Raw genomic sequence first — 20,447 nt, 5'->3', positions numbered from 1 at the left:
CGCTTGTGATTATCGCAATTTAAGTGTCGCAAGCCCTAATAAGACAAGCATTACAGTAATAATCCAAAAACGGACAATAACGCGTGGCTCAGGCCAGCCTTTTAATTCGAAATGATGATGTAGTGGCGCCATTCTAAAAATCCTTCGCCCTGTCAATTTAAAACTACCCACCTGTAAAATCACGGAAACGGTCTCCATAACAAAAACACCAGACATTACAAAAAAGACAAGCTCATGACGAACGATAATAGCAATCACACCTAATGCACCACCCAGCGCTAAAGCACCAACATCACCCATAAAGACTTGTGCAGGGTAGGTGTTAAACCATAGGAACCCTAAACCTGCTCCGGCTAGGGCGGCACAAAAAACAATTAACTCCCCTGCACCGGCAATATAAGGCACATGTAAATAAGCTGCGTATTTTGCGTTACCCACTAAATACGCAATAATGCCTAATGCCGCACCCACCATTACAGTGGGCATGATCGCCAACCCATCTAAACCATCGGTTAAATTCACAGCATTAGAGCTACCCACCACCACAAAATATACCACCAGCAAATAAGCCGGCCCTAAATTAATGGCTATATCTTTAAAAAAAGGAATAAAGAGCTGTGTTTCTACAGGAGTTTGTGCCGTGACATATAAAAAAATTGCCACTATAAAAGCCGCTGTTGACTGCCAAAAATACTTCCATTTAGCCGGTAAACCTTTGGAGTTTTTTTCCACAACTTTACGGTAGTCATCCACCCAACCGATGGCACCGTACGAAAAGGTAATAAACAAAACAGCCCATACATAACGATTCGTCAAATCAGACCAGAGGAAGACGCTGACCCCTATCGCAAATAAAATCAATGCGCCGCCCATTGTCGGCGTGCCTTGTTTACTTAAGTGGCTTTGTGGACCATCATTGCGGACCGATTGACCTATCTGCAAAGAAACAAGCTTGCGAATAAACCAAGGCCCTAAAAACAAACAAATGCTTAAAGAGGTCAATACACCCAAAATACCACGCAATGATAGATAACGCACAACATCAAGAGCACTAAAATGCGGCTGTAATAGCTCCGCCAACCAAACTAACATGCATTTACTCCTTACAATACTCAAGTAATAGCGGTATAAGTTGATCAATACCTGCGGTACGTGAGCCTTTTAATAATATTGTGGCGTCATGCGATAAGTATTGACTTAACCACTGCGCAGCACTTCCTAAATTTTCAAAAATATGTGTACTATTAAAAGATTCAGCGGCCAATGCCGCTAAATTACCAATAGCCACGACATGCGTAATGCCTTGCTCGAAGGCATAGAGCCCCATAGAGGTATGCTCTACCGTTTCACCACAACCCAGTTCACCCATATTACCTAATACCAAAATGGCTTTATGCTCGGCGTTAGTGCTGTGGTTTTTTTGACTGACCAAAAAATCAATTGCCGCGCGCACCGACGCTGGATTGGCATTGTAGGCGTCATTAATTAACGTCGCTTTTTGTGTTGGATATAAAGGCGCAATTAATTCCATGCGACCTTTTTCACCGCGATAACAGGAAAGGCCGTGGCTAATAGTATTTAAATCAATACCCGCCGCTAATGCGCACGCTGCGGCAGCTAAAGCATTAGCAACAAAATGCGCGCCTAATACATTCAACGATACAGCTTGCTGCTGACCTCCAAAGTGCATTGTAAACTGGCAAGCACCCTGTCCATTACACTGAATATCAGTGGCATAGATCACAGGTATCGGCATGTTAGGTTGTGGCGAACGCGTACTGAAACCGATTTTTTTGAGCCCTTGCGTTTGCGCCATATATTGAGGAGCGTAGGCGTCATCACAATTAATAATGGCTATTTTGTGGCGACCATTATTATTGTTAAGCGCGTCATAAATTTTACCCTTCTCTGATGCGATAGTTTCGATGCTACCAAAGCCACCCACATGTGCCGCACGTACATTATTCACCAAGGCAATATCTGGCTGAGCTATTTGTGCTAACGTGGCTATTTCACCGACACCACTGGCACCGATTTCAATCACCGCATAATCATGGCTAGGCAAAAGTCCATTCAATGTTAAAGGCACGCCAATATGATTATTATAATTACCTTGCGTAGCTAATGTGCTGCCAGATAATTCAAGAATATTGCGTAGTAATCCTTTAACAGAAGTTTTACCGCAGCTCCCCGTGATAGCCACTAATACACCATTAAAATGTGCACGAATAAGCCCCGCAATTAAGCCCAGAGCAATAGTAGTATCATCCACTAACAGTTGAGGCACCGAGCAATGCTCTACTTTTTGATCGGTTACAATCGCGCAAGCACCCGCTAAAATGGCCTGCTCAATAAATTGATGTCCATCAAAATTATCGCCTCGCAAAGCAACAAATAAATCACCTTTTTGAAGGTTACGCGTATCTGTTGAGATATTTGAGAATTCGCAATCACTGATCAGTGACTCGCGCTGATCGGGATTTGTTATTTTACCCTGCAAGAGAGAAAGCTTCATAGGGCCCCTACTTTTTTATTAACTTTCGCTTTATTGCCTTCCATATTTTTTAAGCGTCCTAAAGAAGCCAATATCCTCGTTGCAACATCTGCATCACTAAAAGGCTTTTTAATATTGCCAATAATTTGAAATTGCTCATGCCCTTTGCCTGCAATTAATACACAATCGCTTACTTGAGCATGGCCCAGTGCATACTCAATAGCCTCTTTGCGATCAGCAATAATATGAGCCTCACGCTCACAGCCTTTTACTATGTCAGCTAAGATACTATTAGGGTCTTCGCTTCTTGGGTTATCGCTCGTGAGTACAATTTCATCGGCTAGCTCTTGTGCAACGGCTCCCATTTGCGCTCGCTTTCGCTTATCGCGATCGCCACCGCAACCAAACACTACCCACAAACGGCCAGTAGCATGCGCTCTTAAAGCTAACAATGTTTGCTTTAAGGCATCAGGGGTATGCGCATAATCAATGACCACTTGAATCTGCTCGCTCATCGCTAGCGGCTGCATGCGCCCTAAGACAGGCTCTAAGTGTGTGATGGCTGCCACTACACGCTTAAAATCAGCCCCTTCAACAACAGCTGCACAAATTGCTGCTAAGCAGTTGTAAACATTAAACTCTCCATAAAAAGGGGAGTGCACCGTCGCGCTCCCCCACGGAGATACAACATCAAAAGAGGTACCGGTAGGTGAGGCTTGAATATTTTCAGCCATCACACTGTTAGTATTTACACGTTTTTGATCATTCTTTAATCCGTAAAACAATACGTGGGCATGCTTAACATCAGTCAGCATTGTTTGAGCAAAAGGGTCATCAGTATTAATGATGCACGTCGTCACACTTGGCATCGCAAATAAACGTTTTTTAGCCTCGGCATAAGCTTCTAATGTCTTATGATAATCTAAATGATCTTGGCTAAGATTTGTGAAAATAGCCGTTTTAATCGGTAGGCCTGCCACTCGCTGCTGATCTAAGCCGTGCGATGAGATCTCCATAGTTACGACACTGACTTGCGCTTCTTTGAAGCTGGCCATTGCCTTGTAATTCGTTAAAATATCGGGGGTTGTCATGCCTGTCAAGAAAGGCTTTTCACCATAAACACCAACACCCAGCGTACCTATAGTTGCCACTTGGTTATGCGATTTTGCGGCCAATAATAATTGCGCCACTAATGAAACCAGCGTGCTTTTACCGTTAGTACCTGTTACGCCTACTATAGGGGGGAATGTGCATGAGCGGCCGTAACGTAATTGCGCCAGCGTTTGTAATTGCTGAGCTAAATCAGGTACATAAATAATAGGCACCGCTTGAGGTATCGCGTCTCTATAAGTAATAGAAAATTTGGCCTGGCGTGTATCGCTGGCTTGTGCATGGCAAAGAATAGCGTGCGCACCGGCACGTATTGCCGCCTCAATAAAGTCATCGCCACCCAAGCAAATAAACACATCGCCTGACGCTATTAAGCGACTATCTAAACGCAAATCACCAACAGCGAGGTTGGCGATAGCTTCGGGGAGTTGGTGGGGCTCCAATAAGGTCGCCAAAATCATATCTTTCATCGTCGTGCTACCTGCTTAACACCTTCTGCGTGCTGGCTATTATTCGGTGGAACATTTAATAATCTCAATGAGCTATCGGTGACACTCGCAAATACAGGTGCCGCAGCTTCACCACCGTAATAATGACCACTCGTGGGCTCGTTAATTACAACAACTGTCACGACTCGCGGATCATTGGCAGGTGCCATACCGGCAAATGTTGCAACATATTTATCATCGGCATAACCATTTTCACCTACTTTATGTGCCGTTCCTGTTTTACCGGCTGTCAAATAAGCGCTGGTTTGTGCACGGGTTGCAGTACCGCCACGTTCGGTCACACGTTTCAGCATAACCGCTATTTGATCAGCTACCTTAGCGTCAACAACCTGTGTTGCTGCCGGAATTTCATCTTGCTTTAATAAAGAAATAGGCCGAGTTTGACCGGAATTAGCAACGGTGACATAAGCTTGCGCCAACTGTAAGGGTGTAACAGTTAAGCCATAACCAAAAGCTAAAGTCGCTGTTTCGATCGGGTGCCACTTAGAGCGGCTAGGTAATACGCCTAAGCTTTCACCAGGAAAACCAGTACCTGTACTTTGCCCAAACCCTAAGCGCTCAAACATGGTGCGCACAACATTTTGCGGTAAATCGAGTGCTAGTTTACTAATACCTACCTGACTTGATTTTTGAATCACCGTGCCTAGGTCAATTTCGCCATAATTACGCGGATCAATAAATGTTTTTCGCCCTACGCGCACAAAACCGGGGTTTGTATTAATAATGGATTCGGGTGTGTATCGACCGGTCTCTAAGGCCGCCATCACCGTAAAGGGTTTAACCGTAGAGCCCGGCTCAATAACATCGGTCATCGCACGATTGCGCGTTTGATTGGGTTTAATATTGGCCCGGTCATTAGGGTTATACGATGGCTGATTCACCATTGCCAGTACTTCACCGGTTGTCACATCTAGCATAACAATCGAACCCGATTTCGCCTTTTGCACTGACATGGCCAATTTTAGCTCGCGATAGGCTAAATACTGTAAACGCAAATCAATACTTAAGGCGACATCTCCACCAGGGCTTGCCGAGCGAACGACACCCAGATCTTTGACAATATTACCTTTTAAATCTTTGATCACACGTTGAGCCCCTGGAGCACCCGCCAAATGATTATCCAGTGCGAGCTCCATACCTTCTTGGCCAATATCATCAATATTGGTAAAGCCCACTAAGTGCGCAGCCACTTCACCGGCGGGGTAGTAGCGCTGATACTCTCGCTGCGCAATAACACCTCGTATCTTTAATTGCGTTGCATTCGCAGCTTCATGCGGTGGCAATTGCCGAGCGACATACATAAATTGTTTATTTGAAAAGCGTTGTAACTTTTTCGTCAAATCTTTAGCCGATAAATTGAGCGCTTTTGCTAAACGTACAATATCGTTTGGTGCAATCACTTGGGGGTTCACCGCAATAGACACCACCGGTGTACTTACTGCCAATAACTCACCATTGCGATCAGTGATTACACCGCGGTAAGCGTTGATTTTTTGCTCGCGTAATGTACGCGCCTGACCTTGGGCTTGCAAAAAATCATGACCTTTTTCTTGCCCAGGCATCACTTGTAAATACGATAGGTGCCAAATCAATGCCGCAGGTAATACCGCAACAACACAACAAATTGTGCCAAAGCGCCACTGTTTAAACCAAGCACCCTTTGATGTGCTCATTGGTCATTCACCACAACCACTTCATGCCCGCTCGGAACACGCATCTTCAACTGCTCTGTCGCAATTTTTTCGACACGCGCATAGGACGCTAGCGCACTTTTCTCCAAGAGTAACTGACCTTTTTCGACTTGCAGGCTTTGACGATGATCATTCAGTTGCGCAAGCTGTGAGGTATGCCTGCGCACATCAAATGTCACATATACAACACTGATCGCCGACGCGACAACGCTCAGCCACAAAAAAGTCACCACTGATACTTTACCTACAGACACAGCCATTAATAAATCCCCAACCTAATACCCACTAGGCTTAGATAATGGCGCTAACTTTTCGGCTACGCGCATAATCGCGCTGCGCGAGCGAATGTTTTCACCTAGCTCATTATCTGAAGCTTTGACAGGTTTCGTTAAAATACGTAATTTTTTATCCAACTCAAGATCTTGAATGGGTAAGTTTTTAGGTAATTGCTTACCTTGAGCGCCCTCTTTAAAAAAACGCTTTACAATCCTATCTTCAAGGCTATGGAAGCTAATAACAACTAAGCGCCCACCAGGCTTTAAAATATTTAAAGCCGCAGGCAATGCAGCACTCAGGTCCTCTAATTCGCCATTAATATGGATACGTAAACCCTGAAAAGCTCTTGTCGCAGGATTTTTATCACGCTCCCAACGCGGATTCGCCTTAGTAATCACATCTGCCAAGTCGAGTGTGCGTTCAAAAGGTTTATCGGCGCGACGCTTTACAATGGCCCCAGCAATACGCTTTGCAAAACGTTCTTCTCCGTAATCTTTCATTGCACGTGCAATGTCTTCTTGCTTAGCCGTATTGACAAAATCAGCTGCACTTTGCCCCTTAGAGCAATCCATGCGCATATCTAAGGGGCCATCATTCATAAAACTAAAACCGCGCTCGGCTTGATCAAGTTGCGGGGAGGACACGCCTAAATCCAATAATACGCCATCAACCAAACCTGCATAATTATCGCGTTGGGCAACCTGCTTCATATTCGCAAAAGAGTCATGCTCAATACTAAAGCGTGAATCTTCAGTTTTTAGTGCCGCACCCACTTCAATCGCCTGTGGGTCTTTGTCAAAAGCGACTAACCGAGCACCGCTATCTAGCCCATTTAACAAGGCGCGGCTATGGCCACCACGGCCAAAAGTACCATCAATATAAACACCATTAGGATCAGTGATTAATGCTTTTACTGACTCTTCAAGTAAAACGGAGTAGTGCGATGGTGATGTCATATTAAGTTATTATCCGTTGAGATATTCAGTACTTGTCTATATACCGTACATGCCTATACACAGTACAGGCTAATAAAGCTGTTCTTAAAAAGAAGATATAAACCCTAACCTTAAAGTGATAGTGCTAGCATTTGTTCTGGCATCTCATCATCTTGTGCTTCGGCAAGAGTGGCCAACCAAGCCTCTTCATCCCATAGCTCAAATTTTTTACCTAACCCTACTAATATTAATTTTTTATCGAAGCCGCCATATTCTCTTAACGTAGGAGGCACTAATATCCGACCATTACCATCAAGTATTAAAGAAGTTGCGTAGCCAATAAGTAATCTCTGAGCTCTCAGGGCCGCACGATTAAAGGTGGGTAAAGCCTCAATCTGAGGAAGAATAAGCTGCCATTCCGTTTCGGGATAAATTAGTACACACTTATCTTGCGTATGCGCAGTCATCACTATTTTGGAGGCACAGGTAGCCTCTAGGGTATCCCGATGTTTAGCCGGTATAGCCAGTCGCCCTTTAGCGTCCATATTAATATTATGACTACCTTGAAACACAAAACCCCACCCAGACCAGATAGTGAACCACAAAAACCCACAATTAACCACATTAAACCACTACTCATCACTATATGTGCGATCAAGGTAAAGTCAAGTAATCCGAAAACCAGCCAGATAAAAGGCAGCGCGTTTACTGCTCTTAGCGGCACGTTAGCCGCTTTTAAACTATAAACAGCAATAAAAGCTCGCCTGCTTAGAAGTAAAAAAGCACCTTTAAGCCCTAATACGCGCACAGCACTGGTGCACTCATGCCGAAAGAACGCTAGATGACAAGACACAGACTGACTTTAAGCGCTGAAGGACCACGCAGTCGTTGAGCGATAACCACTGACATCTCAAACAGCTCGACGCATCCGCCGCAGACTAAATACCCACGTTAAAGACATTCATTAAGCGGTGTATACATTAGGCCGTTGAGCGCAGATTAAAAAAATGGCGAACCCTAGGGCTCGCCATTTAGTCGAAATAAAAGGAGTTGGCCGATAAGCCGGGTTCTGTCGTGGACAATCATTCATCTGGGATATGTGTCGCCACACACCTCAAGCAACCTACCCGAACCCAACGCGGGCCACGCCATACGGGTTCCTATTTGGTCTTGCTCCGAACGGGGTTTACCATCGCCATGAACTGTTGCCAGTCATGCGGTGCGCTCTTACCGCACCTTTTCAACCTTACCGTTAGCTACCGAAGTAACTACTTAGGCGGTACACTTTCTGCTGCACTTTCCGTAGGCTTGCGCCCCCCAGGCGTTACCTGGCGTTCTGCCCTATGGAGCCCGGACTTTCCTCCCCTGTTAAAAACAGAAGCGATTGCCTAGCCAACTCCGCCGCGCATTCTATAGGTTTATAAGCTTTTCTCAAGGAATTAATGATAGATAGCGACACTAACAGACTCTATTCAGAGGTTTTTACTGGGCAATACGCACCTAGCCCTCTAGATTAACTTAGCACCATCACTTTAAGATGCCGCACTGATCATTACCGCTGCCGCTTATATCGCAGCAGAGGTTTTGCAATAGACCCGCTAGTTTACTGACGCCTTAACCGATTCAAACCATTCAACGCCGCCACACGGTAAGCTTCGGCCATAGTGGGGTAGTTAAAGGTGGTATTGGTAAAATAATCTATATTATTGGCTTTGCCTTCTTGATTCATAATGGCCTGGCCAATATGGACAATTTCGGCCGCTTCTGCGCCAAAGCAATGGATACCTAAAATTTCCTGAGTATCTAAGTGGAATAGGATTTTTAACATGCCCACTTCATCACCACTAATTTGCGCGCGTGCAGTGTCTTTGAAAAAAGCACGACCCACTTCATAAGGTACTTTGGCTGCGGTAAGCTCGGCTTCGGTTTTACCTACCGAGCTGATTTCAGGTAGGGTATAAATACCCGTCGGGGCGTCGGTCACTTTGCGCACATCACCACCAACAATTGAATCAACCACGGCGCGCCCTTGGTCATAAGAAGCACTCGCAAGGCTAGGCCAGCCAATGACATCGCCGGCGGCATAAATAGTAGGCTGTGCTGTACGGTACTCATCATCAACATCGACCTGACCACGGCCATTCGCCTCAAGGCCAGCACTACCCAGCATTAGACTGTCCGTATTCCCTGTTCGGCCGTTACACCACAAAAAGGCATCCGCTTTAATCCGCTTACCCGATTTTAAATGGACCGTGATCATTTCATCAGTCGCATCTAAAAAGTCAAAGTCTTCGCCGTGACGCACCAGCACACCTTTATTGCGCAAGTGATAGCTTAGGGCATCGGTAATTTCGGTATCTAAAAACGATAACAAGCTATCGCGGTTATTAATCAGGTCAACTTTCACACCTAAACCCGAGAAAATAGAGGCGTATTCGCAACCAATCACACCCGCACCATAAATCACTAAGGTACGTGGTGTGTGCGCCATTTCTAAAATGGTATCGCTATCGTAAACGCGTGGGTGCGTGAAGTCGATATTAGTCGGGCGATATGGGCGTGACCCCGTAGCAATTAGAATATTTTTAGCCGTAATCGTATCTGAGGGGCTATTGTCGTATTCAACAACGACCGAATTGGGGGTAACAAAATGCGCAAGGCCTGAATGTACACTAATGCGATTGCGCATAAAATAGGCTTTGTGCATCGCTACTTTACGCGGAATAATACTCTTAGCCGCCTGTAAAGCCGCAGGGTAAGTAATATTATTAAACGAATTGGTACATAACATTTCAGGCTGCTTGCGAAAATTAATCACCTGCTTAACTACATGCCGCAAAGCCTTAGAGGGAATCGTTCCCTTATGGGTACAGTTACCGCCTAGCTCGCTCTGCACATCAACCACACCCACACTTAAATCAGATTTAGTCGCTGCCATCGCAGCGGCCTCGCCTGCCGGTCCTGCTCCTATTACCAACAAGTCATAATCAAAATCAGCCATTTAGTTCTTCACTCCGCACACTAGGGTTAACAGCTTCTTTGAGCTGTTTCGTAAATTTTTAGTCACTATTGAGAAGCACCGAAATTAGGCGCTAATAAATCATTGGCTGGGCCGCTCACGCTATCTGCGACTTTATGCTCCTCAACTTTACGTACCTGTAAAGTCTAATCTTGCCTCCCTCTATGCTGATACAAAGTCTACCTATGATCCATGCGGAGGCCGGCGCTTACATGCCCAAAAAATAATCCATCGGCACTCTATAAGGTGACGTTTTCAGCTGGGCTGAATAGCTACAATTTTACTGTTTGGTAAATTTGTAGCTTCGCCACATTGGTTTAATCTTTTTTTGATGAGGCATCATAGGCTTGAGCATTATTGGTCGATGTGCTGCCTTGCGCTATGCGCTCTTGCTCATCTTCGCATTTTTTTGTATCTCCGCCACAAATATCGCAGGCGGTATCCATATTTAACGCGGCCATCCCACCGCAAGAGCCTTTAATAGGCTTACCCCTAAAAATAACGCCTACGGCCATTGCCGCAATCATTAACGCAAGAAAACAAAATGCCAATACAAATGTAGCCATAGTGGTTACCTCTAAAAATGGGCGCCAAATAAGTCGACGCTATTTGTGAGAATTAATTTAAAAAATAAGGTTCAAACATTGCGCTATGCCGTGTGATAAAGCGATCGCCTGCGCGCTCGATAATGTACACCGCAATACCCTCTTGCTGCGCTAACGCTAACGCAGCTTCGCCACCCATAACACTAAACGCCGTTGCCAATGCGTCGGCCTTAGCGGCACTTTCGGCAATCACAGTCACCGAAGCTAAGTTATGCGTAATAGGCTGCCCCGAAACCGGATCAATAGTGTGGGAAAAACGCACGCCATCTTGTTCAAAATAATTGCGGTAATCGCCCGATGTTGCCACGCCCACTTCTGAGACCTGAATAGGCTTAATACTACCACCTGAAACGGGGCTTTCTACACCAATGCGCCACGCTGTACCATTGGCATTATGACCGTGTACACGCAACTCACCACCAATTTCTACCATAAAGTGATGGAAGCCTTGCTGCCATAAAAAATCAGCCACTTCATCAACACCATAGCCTTTAGCTACAGCCGAAAAGTCAAGTGACACGGGCTTTAGTTTTTTAATCGCCTTATCGGCAGTGTTAATAGCTATAGCGCGATAATCGACCCGCTCTAACACGGTGTTAATTTGCGCTAAGCTTGGTGCAGCATCTTTATGCCAGTCGGGGCCAAAACCCCATAAATTCACTAATGGCATCACGGTCGCATCAAAGGCACCAGCACTTAAATCGCTCACCTCGCGACTGAGTGTTAACACCGCCAAAAAGCGAGGCGAAACCGTTAGCCACTGCTGTGCGGGGGCAGCATTGATAGTCATAATTTCAGAGTCTTTAATATAGGTAGAAAGGCTCTGGTTAAATTCTTTTAATAAAGCATCGACAGCCTGTTGTGTTTTGCTTGCCGCGTGTTGCTGTTCAGGGCTAACCACTACTTTAATAGTATAAGTCGTGCCCATCGTATTGCCGCTATAAGTCACGGTTTGCCATTGTGGCTTCTGATCGCAAGCGGCCAATAAAGAAAGCGTAGCCAATAATGAAGCTAGTAATAGCGCTCTGGCTTTAACAGTAAGATACAACAAAATTCCAACCACTAAGAAGGGTAAAACAACTGATCATAAATACAATAATGGGGGCACAATAAAAAACTGCAACTTAAAGACACTTAAGTTGCAGTTTTTGCATTGGCCTAATTACCCACCAAAATCATCTAGCATGATATTCTCATCTTCTACGCCTAGGTTTTTCAGCATAGTGATGACAGATTGATTCATGATTGGTGGGCCACACATATAAAACTCACAATCTTCTGGGGCTGGGTGGTCCTTAAGGTATTGTTCAAACAATACGTTATGAATAAACCCCGTTAAACCTTCCCAGTTATCTTCAGGTTGTGGATCGCTCATGGCGACATGCCATTCAAAGTTTTCGTTTTCTTCGGCTAATTGATCATATTCATCTTGATAAAAAAGCTCGCGCAGTGAGCGCGCACCATACCAAAACGAAATCTTACGCTTAGACTTTAACCTGCGTAGCTGATCAAAAATATGCGAACGCATAGGCGCCATACCCGCACCACCGCCAATAAATACCATTTCAGCGTCAGTATCTTTAGCAAAGAACTCACCAAAGGGGCCATAGACCGTAATTTTATCGCCGGGCTTTAAGCTAAATACGTAAGATGACATTTGGCCCGGTGGTAAGCCTGTTGTGCGTGGTGGTGGCGTTGCAATACGAATATTGAACTTTACAACACCCTTCTCTTCGGGGTAGTTAGCCATTGAGTAAGCACGGATTACAGGCTCAGTGACTTTGGATTCTAACTCAAAGAATTTAAAGTGCTCCCAATCACCACGATACTGTTCTTCAATATCAAAGTCTTTAAAGTAAACATGATGAGCAGGTGCTTCTAACTGCACATAACCACCGGCACGAAAGTCTACGTTTTCGCCTTCGGGCAATTTTAACGTTAACTCTTTAATGAAGGTTGCCATATTCGGGTTAGACTCAACGGTACATTCCCATTGCTTAACACCGAATACATCATCTTCAACTTCAATGTGCATGTTTTCTTTAACGGGTACTTGGCAACTTAAACGCCAACCTTCTTTGGCTTCGCGCTTGGTAAAATGAGATGCCTCTGTGGGTAGCATTTCACCACCACCCGACTCAACAATACACTTACATTGCGCACAACTACCACCGCCACCACATGCAGAGGGCAAGAATAAACCCGAGCCTGCAAGCGTTTGCAGTAATTTACCGCCAGCAGCCGTAACGATTTCTTTTTCGCCATTGACTAAAATGGTTACATCGCCACTCTCAACGAGCTTGGCGCGCGCTGACAAAATAATGCCAACTAACACCAGCACGATGAGGGTAAACATGCCCACACCTAAAATAATTTCAATATTCATTTAACTGTTACCCTCGCTGTTATAGATCGATGCCGCCAAACGACATAAAGCCCAAAGACATCAAACCCACAGTGATAAAGGTAATACCCAAACCTTTAAGGCCATCGGGTACGTCACTGTATTTCATTTTTTCGCGAATACCGGCAAGTGCCGTAATCGCCAACGCCCAACCAACACCCGAGCCAGCACCAAACACAGTACTTTCTACAAGATTGTAATCACGCTCAACCATAAATAAAGCTGCACCCATAATCGCGCAGTTTACGGTGATCAAGGGCAAGAAAACACCCAAGGCGTTATACAAAGGTGGGAAGTACTTATCGAGTACCATCTCCATGATTTGTACGATAGCTGCAATCACACCGATGTATGAGATTAAGCCTAAAAAGCTTAAATCAACATCCGGTAAACCAGCCCAAACTAAAGCGCCATCGGCCAGTAAATAGGTATAGATCACGTTATTCACGGGGACTGTAATGGTTAACACTACAACAACCGCAATACCCAAACCTAATGCAGCATCAACCTTTTTAGAGATTGCTAAAAAAGTACACATCCCTAAGAAAAAGGCCAAAGCCATGTTCTCGATAAAAATCGAGCGGACAAATAAACTCAGTAGCTCTTCCATTACAGAACCTCCGCCGTCTTAGTGCTATTGTGTGCAATCTTGAACTCATCACGCTCAACTTGTGAAGGCTTAAAGGCACGAATACCCCAAATAATTAAACCAATCAAGAAGAAGGCGCTAGGTGGAAGCAGTAATAGGCCGTTAGAAATATACCAGCCGCCCTCGGTGGCTAATGGCAAAATTTCAAAGCCTAATAATTTACCTGAACCAAATAATTCACGAACCACGCCTAAGATAATCAAGAAGAAGCTATACCCCAAACCATTACCAATACCATCTAGAAAGCTTGGAATTGGTGGGTTTTTCATGGCAAATGCTTCAGCGCGCCCCATTACAATACAGTTAGTAATAATAAGGCCAACAAATACCGACAACTGCTTACTTAAATCATAAGCAACCGCTTTCAGTACTTGGTCAACCACGATCACCAGCGACGCGATAATGGTCATCTGTACAATAATACGAATACTACCTGGCGCATGGTTACGCACTAACGATACAAAAAAGTTAGAGAATGCCGTTACCGTGGTCAATGCAATACACATCACCAAGGTAACATTCAAACTACTTGTGACCGCTAAAGCGGAGCAAATCCCAAGGATCTGCAAACCAATAGGATTGTCATCTAAAATAGGTTTAAACAGTAATTCTTTAGCTTTCATAACTAAGCCTTACCTTTTTTCATGTTAGCGATGAATGGACCATAACCATCTTCACCCAACCAAAATTGGATGAGGTTATGAACACCTTTTGTGGTCAAAGTCGCGCCAGATAAACCGTCAACTTTATGCTCAGACCCCTTAGCCGAGGTATCAACTGAACCCTTAATCACAGCAATAGCGATCGAACCATCGGGGTTAAACAGCTTTTTACCTGGCCATAAAGCCTTCCAACGCGGGTTATCCACTTCACCGCCGAGCCCTGGGGTTTCTTTATGGTCATAAAAACCCAAGCCTACAACCGTGTTCATGTCACCTTCTACCGCTAAGAATCCATACAAAGTACCCCATAAACCGTAACCGCGAACAGGTAAAACCACGATTTTTTTGCCACTATCGGTTTGTGCGATATACACTTTGGCGTAATCTTCAACACGACCAATCTTAGCAATGTCATCAGACTTAGGTAGCGGTTGTGATGTACTAGGTTCTTTAGCTGCTTTGGTTTGATCGTAGCCATCGGGTGATACAGCCGTTGAGAATTTACCCGTTTCTAGGTCGACCATTTTAACAACGATGTTTTCAAACTGCTTTTCTACCGTACTCGCAGGATCTAGCAATCCTGCGGCTGATAGAATATTACGTTTAAAGTCGAGCTCTTTGTTAGCAATTTGAGCCGGTTTCAATAAAACCGCTGCCGTTGAAACAATTACCGAGCAAACCACACACAAAAGTGTGGCCACAGTAAGCGTTTTTGCAATGCTATCTTTACTAGACACGCGCTAACCTCCGCTTGATATTTGATTGAACCACAAAGTGGTCAATAAGAGGGGCAAACAAGTTAGCAAATAAAATGGCTAACATCATGCCTTCTGGAAATGCGGGGTTAACCACACGAATAAGTACAACCATAAAGCCAATTAAGGCACCATAAATCCACTTACCCTTATTGGTCATAGACGCTGACACAGGGTCGGTTGCCATAAAGATCATACCAAAGGCAAAGCCACCAATAACCAAGTGCCAATAGAACGGTAAGGCAAACATCGGATTGGTATCGGAACCAATCGCATTGAGTAACAAAGAGGTCACTGTCATACCCAAGAACACACCAATAACAATACGTAATGATGCAATACCTGTGGCCAACAAAATAGCGCCGCCAATAAAGATCGCCAACGTCGAAGTTTCACCCATTGAGCCCTGTACAGTCCCAAAGAAAGCATCAAACCACGTTATTTGCTGTGCCAATGCATCAATACCCTGCGAAGAGGCAATCGATAAAGCCGTTGCACCGGTGTAACCGTCAACTGCAGTCCATACCGCATCACCACTCATCGCACCTGGGTAAGCAAAAAACAAAAATGCACGACCGGTTAAGGCGGGGTTTAAAAAGTTTTTACCGGTACCGCCAAAAACCTCTTTACCAATAACCACACCAAAGCTAATTCCCAAAGCCGCTTGCCATAAAGGAATACTAGGCGGCAAAATCAAAGCAAAAAGAATCGAAGTCACAAAGAAGCCTTCGTTGACTTCATGCCCACGCTTCATAGCAAATAATACTTCCCAAAAGCCACCTACAACAAACACGGTCAAATACACCGGTAAGAAGTACAAGGCACCCAGAATCATATTATCCCAAATGCTACTGGCATCATGTGCTGTCAACATGGCCGCTAGCGCACCGCGCCAACCTTCTACACCCGCCATACCCATATCGGCCAGCACAATATTGGCTTGCAAGCCTGTGTTGTACATACCAAAAAACATGGCTGGGAATGCACATAGCCAAACCGTAATCATCATGCGCTTAAGGTCGATACCATCGCGTACATGAGCAGTCGTTTTTGTGACATCACTGGGCTTATAAAAAACAGTATCGACTGCTTCGTATAAGGCATACCAACTTTCCCATTTACCGCCTTTATGAAAGTGCGGCTCCATGCCATCTAAAATTTTGCGTAAACTCATAGGTTAGCCCTCCACTTCAATACGGGTTAAGTTGTTACGCAGTAACGGGCCATACTCGTATTTGCCGGGGCAAACAAAAGTACATAACGCCAAATCTTCTTCGTCCAACTCTAAAGCACCTAAATGCTGCGCAACTTCGGTATCGCCAACAATAATGGCGCGTAGTAATTGCGTGGGCAAAATATCTAAAGGCATTACCTTTTCATAGGCACCAACTGGCACCATCGCTCGCTCACTACCGTTGGTACTGGTGGTAAAGTTAAATAGCTTATTGGTGAGCTTAGAAACATAGATATTCAATACCGAGAATTTATCAACACCCGGGCGTAAATAATGAATCATCTCGCGCTCACGACCTTCTAAGAGCACGCTCACTTGGTTGTGGTAGCGCCCTAAAAAGCCCAATACACTTTTTGCATTACGGCCACCAAAAACAGAGCCACTCACAATGCGGTTTTCGCCAGCTTTTAATTGGCCTGCTGTGAGCTCTTCTAGGTTGGCACCTAAGCGAGTACGCACTAACTTGGGCTGTTCAACTTGCGGACCACCTAATGCCACAACGCGCTCAACATTCAGCTTACCAGTGGTAAATAACTGACCAACAGCAACCACATCTTGATAACCTATCGTCCACACTGTTTTATTTGCACTAACAGGGTCAAGATAATGGATATGCGTACCCGCATTACCCGCTGGATGCACGCCGCTAAAGGCTTCATATTGTACCTGCGCTGTTGTACTCTTAGGTATCTCCGCACCTTCAGCATGGCATACAAATACTTTGCCTTCGGTTAACTTACTGAGGACCTCTAGGCCTTGTAAAAAAGCCTCAGATTTTTCAGCCAACACTACCGCTGGATCTGCCGCTAGTGGATTAGTATCCATTGCGGTAACAAAAACAGAAGCTGGTACGCTCTCAATCGTTGGGACCTTACTAAAAGGACGGGTGCGCAAAGCAGTCCATAAGCCCGATTTGACTAAGGTGCCTACCACATCATCACGCTTAAGTGAGACCAGCTGATCAGCTTTGTAATGTGCAAAAATTTCAGCATCATCACCTTCGATATCAATCACAATAGATTGAAATACTCGGCGTTCGCCACGATTGATTGCGGCTACGGTGCCAGAAGCTGGTGAAGTGTAGATAACACCAGGCGTCTTTTTATCGGAAAAAAGCTCTTGTCCGAGTTTGACTTTATCGCCGACCTGCACAGCCATAGTGGGTTTCATACCGTGGTAATCAAACCCAATAACTGCAACAGAGCGTACGTTAAGGCCATCCTCAATGGACTGCTGTGGCTTGCCTGCAATAGGTAAGTCCAGCCCTTGACGGATTTTTCTCATACGTCTTTGCCTAAGTTAAAGTTGAAAATAAAAAATTAAAACGAGTGAACATTGCGACCCCAATATTGTGTGTGAGTCAGGCTAACAACATTAGGGTCTAAATTTTTGGCTCAACACAACCTATCACGAGGATTGTGTGCGTCTATTTTAATCAGCGTGTCAGTTGTTTACGCGCGCACCTACTTTGTGTATTTAACGTACAGAGCATAGAGTATAATGACTCAGTGCTGGGCAAAATAGCTACGCAAAATACAAATAGACTTTAGGCTTAGCATTAAAAAGAAACTTGAACTTAGCAATCCGAGCACTATATGCTTGCCTTACAGCCGACAACATGTTGTATTAAACGCCGATAAGGGCCGGCCTTAGCCCTAAAAAAGCGCGCTAATTATAGAGATTAGACAAGCAAAACTCCAGCGCTTATCGCGGCAAGTTACCCCCACCCCCCTATATACCCTCACGATACCGAAAGCCAAAACCATTCAGTTTTACAGGGTCAGTCAAATAGGCGTGATAAAATAGATATACTTTTGTGATACTTTTGTGATGACCTAATAACATGTTAAACGCAAACTCACGCTCGACATACCCGCCACCAACACGCACACATCACAACAATAATCATTCATATTAAAAGGCGCGGATGCACACACCAACCTCGGGAGCACCTCATGCAACACGTTTCACACCTCATTGCTGTAACAGCGCTAGCGGGCATACTTAGCGCTTGCGGCAGTAGCGATAAAAAAGAAGACACCTCAACGTCAAGCAGTAGCGTCAGCAGTGGCGTCAACAGTACCAGTAGTACAGTGAGTTCTAGTTCTAGCAGCGCCACCGCGGGTGGCTTTGAAGCTTCGATCAGTGACTTTATTACCTATGCCGATTGGGATGTTGTCGATTACAGCACCGGCAGAAGCAATCCCGGTGGGCTGGGCGATGCCCACCAAGCTGGCAACGACCACTTTACCCGCAAGACCTTTATGAACGAACTCGCCAAAAATAGTACCGGCGAGTTTACCGAAGGCTCGATTATCGTCAAAGAGACTTTCACTTACACCATGGGTGATGACGGCTGGGAAAAAACCTATGCTGAAGCTGGCGGCCTACTCGCCATGGTGAAACGTGGCGGCGGCTTTAACTCAGACCATAATGGCTGGGAGTGGTTTATGTTAAGCAGTGACCTATCCAGTGTGATCGCCCAGGGTGACAACCTTATGGAAGGTGCTTGTAATGCCTGCCATAGCAAAGCAGCTAGCCAAATCGGCGGCATGGACTATTCATTCCCTAAACCTACAGAGTTTGTTGCCGAGCCGAGTATTTTTGCCGACTACCAAAACTGGGATCTAATTGAATTTGATACAGCACCCGACAACCTCAGTGGTAGCGCACATATTGACGATGCCGATCTACGTCGCGTCTATCAAAAACAAGTACTCGCCAACCCCTCCGAAGCAGGTGAAATGGGTTACCCCGTAGGTACAGTCCTTGTTAAAGACATCACAAAAGACGATGAAATAAAACAAGTTGTTGCCATGGTCAAGCGCGGTGGTAATTTCGATGCCGCTAACGGCAATTGGGAATACTTTATGCTAGATCCTAGCGACCCTACCGTTATTGCTAAAATGGAAGGCAATGAAGTACGCGGTGCTGTAGCCATGTGTATTGGCTGTCATAGCAAAGCCAAAGATGATACCGGCACAGATTTTGTGTTCAAACACAGTAATGCGCCTTTTAACACCAACACCGAAGGCGAATATGTCGCCACAAAGAGCATGCTCAGCAACTATACTAGCTGGCAAGTCTCCGATTACACCATTGGTATCACCAGTGACTTTTTAGGGGGTAAACACGGCTCAACCAATGCTGAAAATGCACGCCTAGTCTTTGAAAACACACTCGCCGCAGCACAGTCGGGCACCGACGACTACGCACAAGGCTCAACCATCGTTAAAGAGGTTTTTACAACCAAAGATGGCGAGAAAGAATTTGCAGGCACTTTTGCCATGGTTAAACGCGGCGGCAACTACAACCCCGATGGCGCAGGTTGGGAGTGGTTTAACATGAATAGCGATAATATGGTAGTCGCACGCGGCCAGCTCGCAGGCTGTATCGGTTGCCATGCTAAAGCAACCGATGCCAATGGCGTTGACTACACATTTACCAAGCCCAGCGAATTCGTGGGTACACTCGATGATATCAAAGACTATAAAAGCTGGACAAAAGTTGATGAGGTCACCGGCGACAACCTCGCCAACGGTGGTGCCCACTCAACCAGCGGTACGCGCAAAACTTACAAAAAACAAGCCAGCGCTAGCCCATACACCGAAGCAGGTGAATACCCCATAGGTACAATCATCGTGAAAGAGATCACCAATACTGCAGGGTCTATCACCAACTTATACGCTATGATCAAAAGAGGTGGCAGCTTTAATGTCAACGGCGGTGGCTGGGAATGGTTCACACCTAGCACAGACTTAAGCAGCGCTGGCAGCTTGGGCGCTGGCTCTTTTTGCGCTGGCTGTCACGGTAAAGCAGGCGATACCACACAAACCGACGCGAGCTTCTTAGGCGCCGACTATGTGTTTTACAAAAAAGATGATCCCGTCCCTATGCCCGTTACAATGTAATGAGCAATTCTCATCAGCGCTCATTTCCGAGTGCTGATGAAAAAGCCCGCCAGTGCAAAACTGGCGGGCTTTTTTAGTTTTTAACCACCCATCATTCAAAGATATCAACATCGAGGGGGGCACGAATAGATTGTAGACTAGACTACTCACATCAAATTTATACTCTTGGGCTTTAATATTCCGCTGGGTCCAA

17 protein-coding genes and 1 other RNA gene are annotated in these 20,447 nt (G+C 45.3%); 1 reads left to right on the top strand and 17 read right to left on the bottom strand.

Annotation, left to right across the window (positions count from 1 at the left end):
• Window positions 1-9: 9 nt before the first annotated feature.
• The 17 genes from mraY to AC438_RS00180 all read right to left on the bottom strand — a co-directional run bounded on the left by mraY (window position 10) and on the right by AC438_RS00180 (window position 17,627).
• Complete coding sequence (mraY, locus tag AC438_RS00255; protein WP_053979271.1) at window positions 10-1,092, bottom strand: phospho-N-acetylmuramoyl-pentapeptide-transferase; 1,083 nt, start codon at window positions 1,090-1,092, stop codon at window positions 10-12.
• Window positions 1,093-1,096: 4 nt separating this feature from the next.
• On the bottom strand, window positions 1,097-2,515 hold the full coding sequence (locus AC438_RS00250; protein WP_053979270.1) for a UDP-N-acetylmuramoyl-tripeptide--D-alanyl-D-alanine ligase: 1,419 nt from the start codon (window positions 2,513-2,515) through the stop codon (window positions 1,097-1,099).
• Window positions 2,512-4,074, bottom strand: coding sequence for a UDP-N-acetylmuramoyl-L-alanyl-D-glutamate--2,6-diaminopimelate ligase (locus AC438_RS00245; protein ID WP_053979269.1), 1,563 nt, complete (start codon window positions 4,072-4,074; stop codon window positions 2,512-2,514). The genes AC438_RS00250 and AC438_RS00245 overlap by 4 nt, the downstream gene beginning before the upstream one ends.
• Window positions 4,071-5,786: a peptidoglycan D,D-transpeptidase FtsI family protein gene (locus AC438_RS00240; RefSeq protein ID WP_053979268.1), complete on the bottom strand. Its 1,716-nt coding sequence runs from the start codon at window positions 5,784-5,786 to the stop codon at window positions 4,071-4,073. The genes AC438_RS00245 and AC438_RS00240 overlap by 4 nt, the downstream gene beginning before the upstream one ends.
• Window positions 5,783-6,064 (bottom strand): cell division protein FtsL, encoded by a 282-nt coding sequence (ftsL, locus tag AC438_RS00235; RefSeq protein ID WP_053979267.1) that lies wholly within the window; start codon window positions 6,062-6,064, stop codon window positions 5,783-5,785. The genes AC438_RS00240 and ftsL overlap by 4 nt, the downstream gene beginning before the upstream one ends.
• A gap of 15 nt (window positions 6,065-6,079) precedes the next feature.
• Window positions 6,080-7,036, bottom strand: a complete 957-nt coding sequence (gene rsmH, locus AC438_RS00230; RefSeq protein ID WP_053979266.1) for a 16S rRNA (cytosine(1402)-N(4))-methyltransferase RsmH — start codon at window positions 7,034-7,036, stop codon at window positions 6,080-6,082.
• Window positions 7,037-7,146: 110 nt separating this feature from the next.
• On the bottom strand, window positions 7,147-7,587 hold the full coding sequence (mraZ, locus tag AC438_RS00225; RefSeq protein WP_053979434.1) for a division/cell wall cluster transcriptional repressor MraZ: 441 nt from the start codon (window positions 7,585-7,587) through the stop codon (window positions 7,147-7,149).
• Window positions 7,588-8,057: 470 nt separating this feature from the next.
• An RNA gene (gene rnpB / locus AC438_RS01125) (RNase P RNA component class A) lies at window positions 8,058-8,415 on the bottom strand.
• Window positions 8,416-8,618: 203 nt separating this feature from the next.
• Window positions 8,619-10,016, bottom strand: coding sequence for a Si-specific NAD(P)(+) transhydrogenase (gene sthA, locus AC438_RS00220; protein ID WP_053979265.1), 1,398 nt, complete (start codon window positions 10,014-10,016; stop codon window positions 8,619-8,621).
• Window positions 10,017-10,351: 335 nt separating this feature from the next.
• Window positions 10,352-10,600 carry a (Na+)-NQR maturation NqrM gene (nqrM, locus tag AC438_RS00215; RefSeq protein ID WP_053979264.1) on the bottom strand — a complete coding sequence of 83 codons (249 nt, stop codon included), beginning with the start codon at window positions 10,598-10,600 and terminating at the stop codon, window positions 10,352-10,354.
• Between the two features lie 52 nt (window positions 10,601-10,652).
• Window positions 10,653-11,690, bottom strand: a complete 1,038-nt coding sequence (locus AC438_RS00210; RefSeq protein ID WP_053979263.1) for an FAD:protein FMN transferase — start codon at window positions 11,688-11,690, stop codon at window positions 10,653-10,655.
• 111 nt (window positions 11,691-11,801) lie between these two features.
• Window positions 11,802-13,025 (bottom strand): NADH:ubiquinone reductase (Na(+)-transporting) subunit F, encoded by a 1,224-nt coding sequence (nqrF, locus tag AC438_RS00205; RefSeq protein WP_053979262.1) that lies wholly within the window; start codon window positions 13,023-13,025, stop codon window positions 11,802-11,804.
• A 19-nt stretch (window positions 13,026-13,044) separates the two neighbouring features.
• Window positions 13,045-13,653, bottom strand: coding sequence for an NADH:ubiquinone reductase (Na(+)-transporting) subunit E (nqrE, locus tag AC438_RS00200; RefSeq protein ID WP_053979261.1), 609 nt, complete (start codon window positions 13,651-13,653; stop codon window positions 13,045-13,047).
• Window positions 13,653-14,315, bottom strand: coding sequence for an NADH:ubiquinone reductase (Na(+)-transporting) subunit D (locus AC438_RS00195; RefSeq protein WP_053979260.1), 663 nt, complete (start codon window positions 14,313-14,315; stop codon window positions 13,653-13,655). The genes nqrE and AC438_RS00195 overlap by 1 nt, the downstream gene beginning before the upstream one ends.
• A gap of 2 nt (window positions 14,316-14,317) precedes the next feature.
• Window positions 14,318-15,091 (bottom strand): Na(+)-translocating NADH-quinone reductase subunit C, encoded by a 774-nt coding sequence (locus AC438_RS00190; RefSeq protein ID WP_053979259.1) that lies wholly within the window; start codon window positions 15,089-15,091, stop codon window positions 14,318-14,320.
• Complete coding sequence (locus tag AC438_RS00185) at window positions 15,084-16,283, bottom strand: NADH:ubiquinone reductase (Na(+)-transporting) subunit B (protein ID WP_053979258.1); 1,200 nt, start codon at window positions 16,281-16,283, stop codon at window positions 15,084-15,086. Before AC438_RS00185 ends, AC438_RS00190 begins: the two co-directional genes overlap by 8 nt.
• A gap of 3 nt (window positions 16,284-16,286) precedes the next feature.
• On the bottom strand, window positions 16,287-17,627 hold the full coding sequence (locus AC438_RS00180; protein ID WP_053979257.1) for a Na(+)-translocating NADH-quinone reductase subunit A: 1,341 nt from the start codon (window positions 17,625-17,627) through the stop codon (window positions 16,287-16,289).
• Window positions 17,628-18,298: 671 nt separating this feature from the next.
• Here AC438_RS00180 and AC438_RS00175 point away from each other — a divergent pair.
• On the top strand, window positions 18,299-20,254 hold the full coding sequence (locus tag AC438_RS00175) for a cytochrome P460 family protein (protein ID WP_053979256.1): 1,956 nt from the start codon (window positions 18,299-18,301) through the stop codon (window positions 20,252-20,254).
• Window positions 20,255-20,447: the final 193 nt, after the last annotated feature.

Origin of the sequence: Marinagarivorans algicola, assembly GCF_001292705.1 — a bacterium.
Lineage (GTDB): Bacteria > Pseudomonadota > Gammaproteobacteria > Pseudomonadales > Cellvibrionaceae > Marinagarivorans > Marinagarivorans algicola.
The sequence above is the reverse complement of the archived record's forward strand: the minus strand, read 5'-3'. Positions and strand labels throughout refer to the sequence as shown.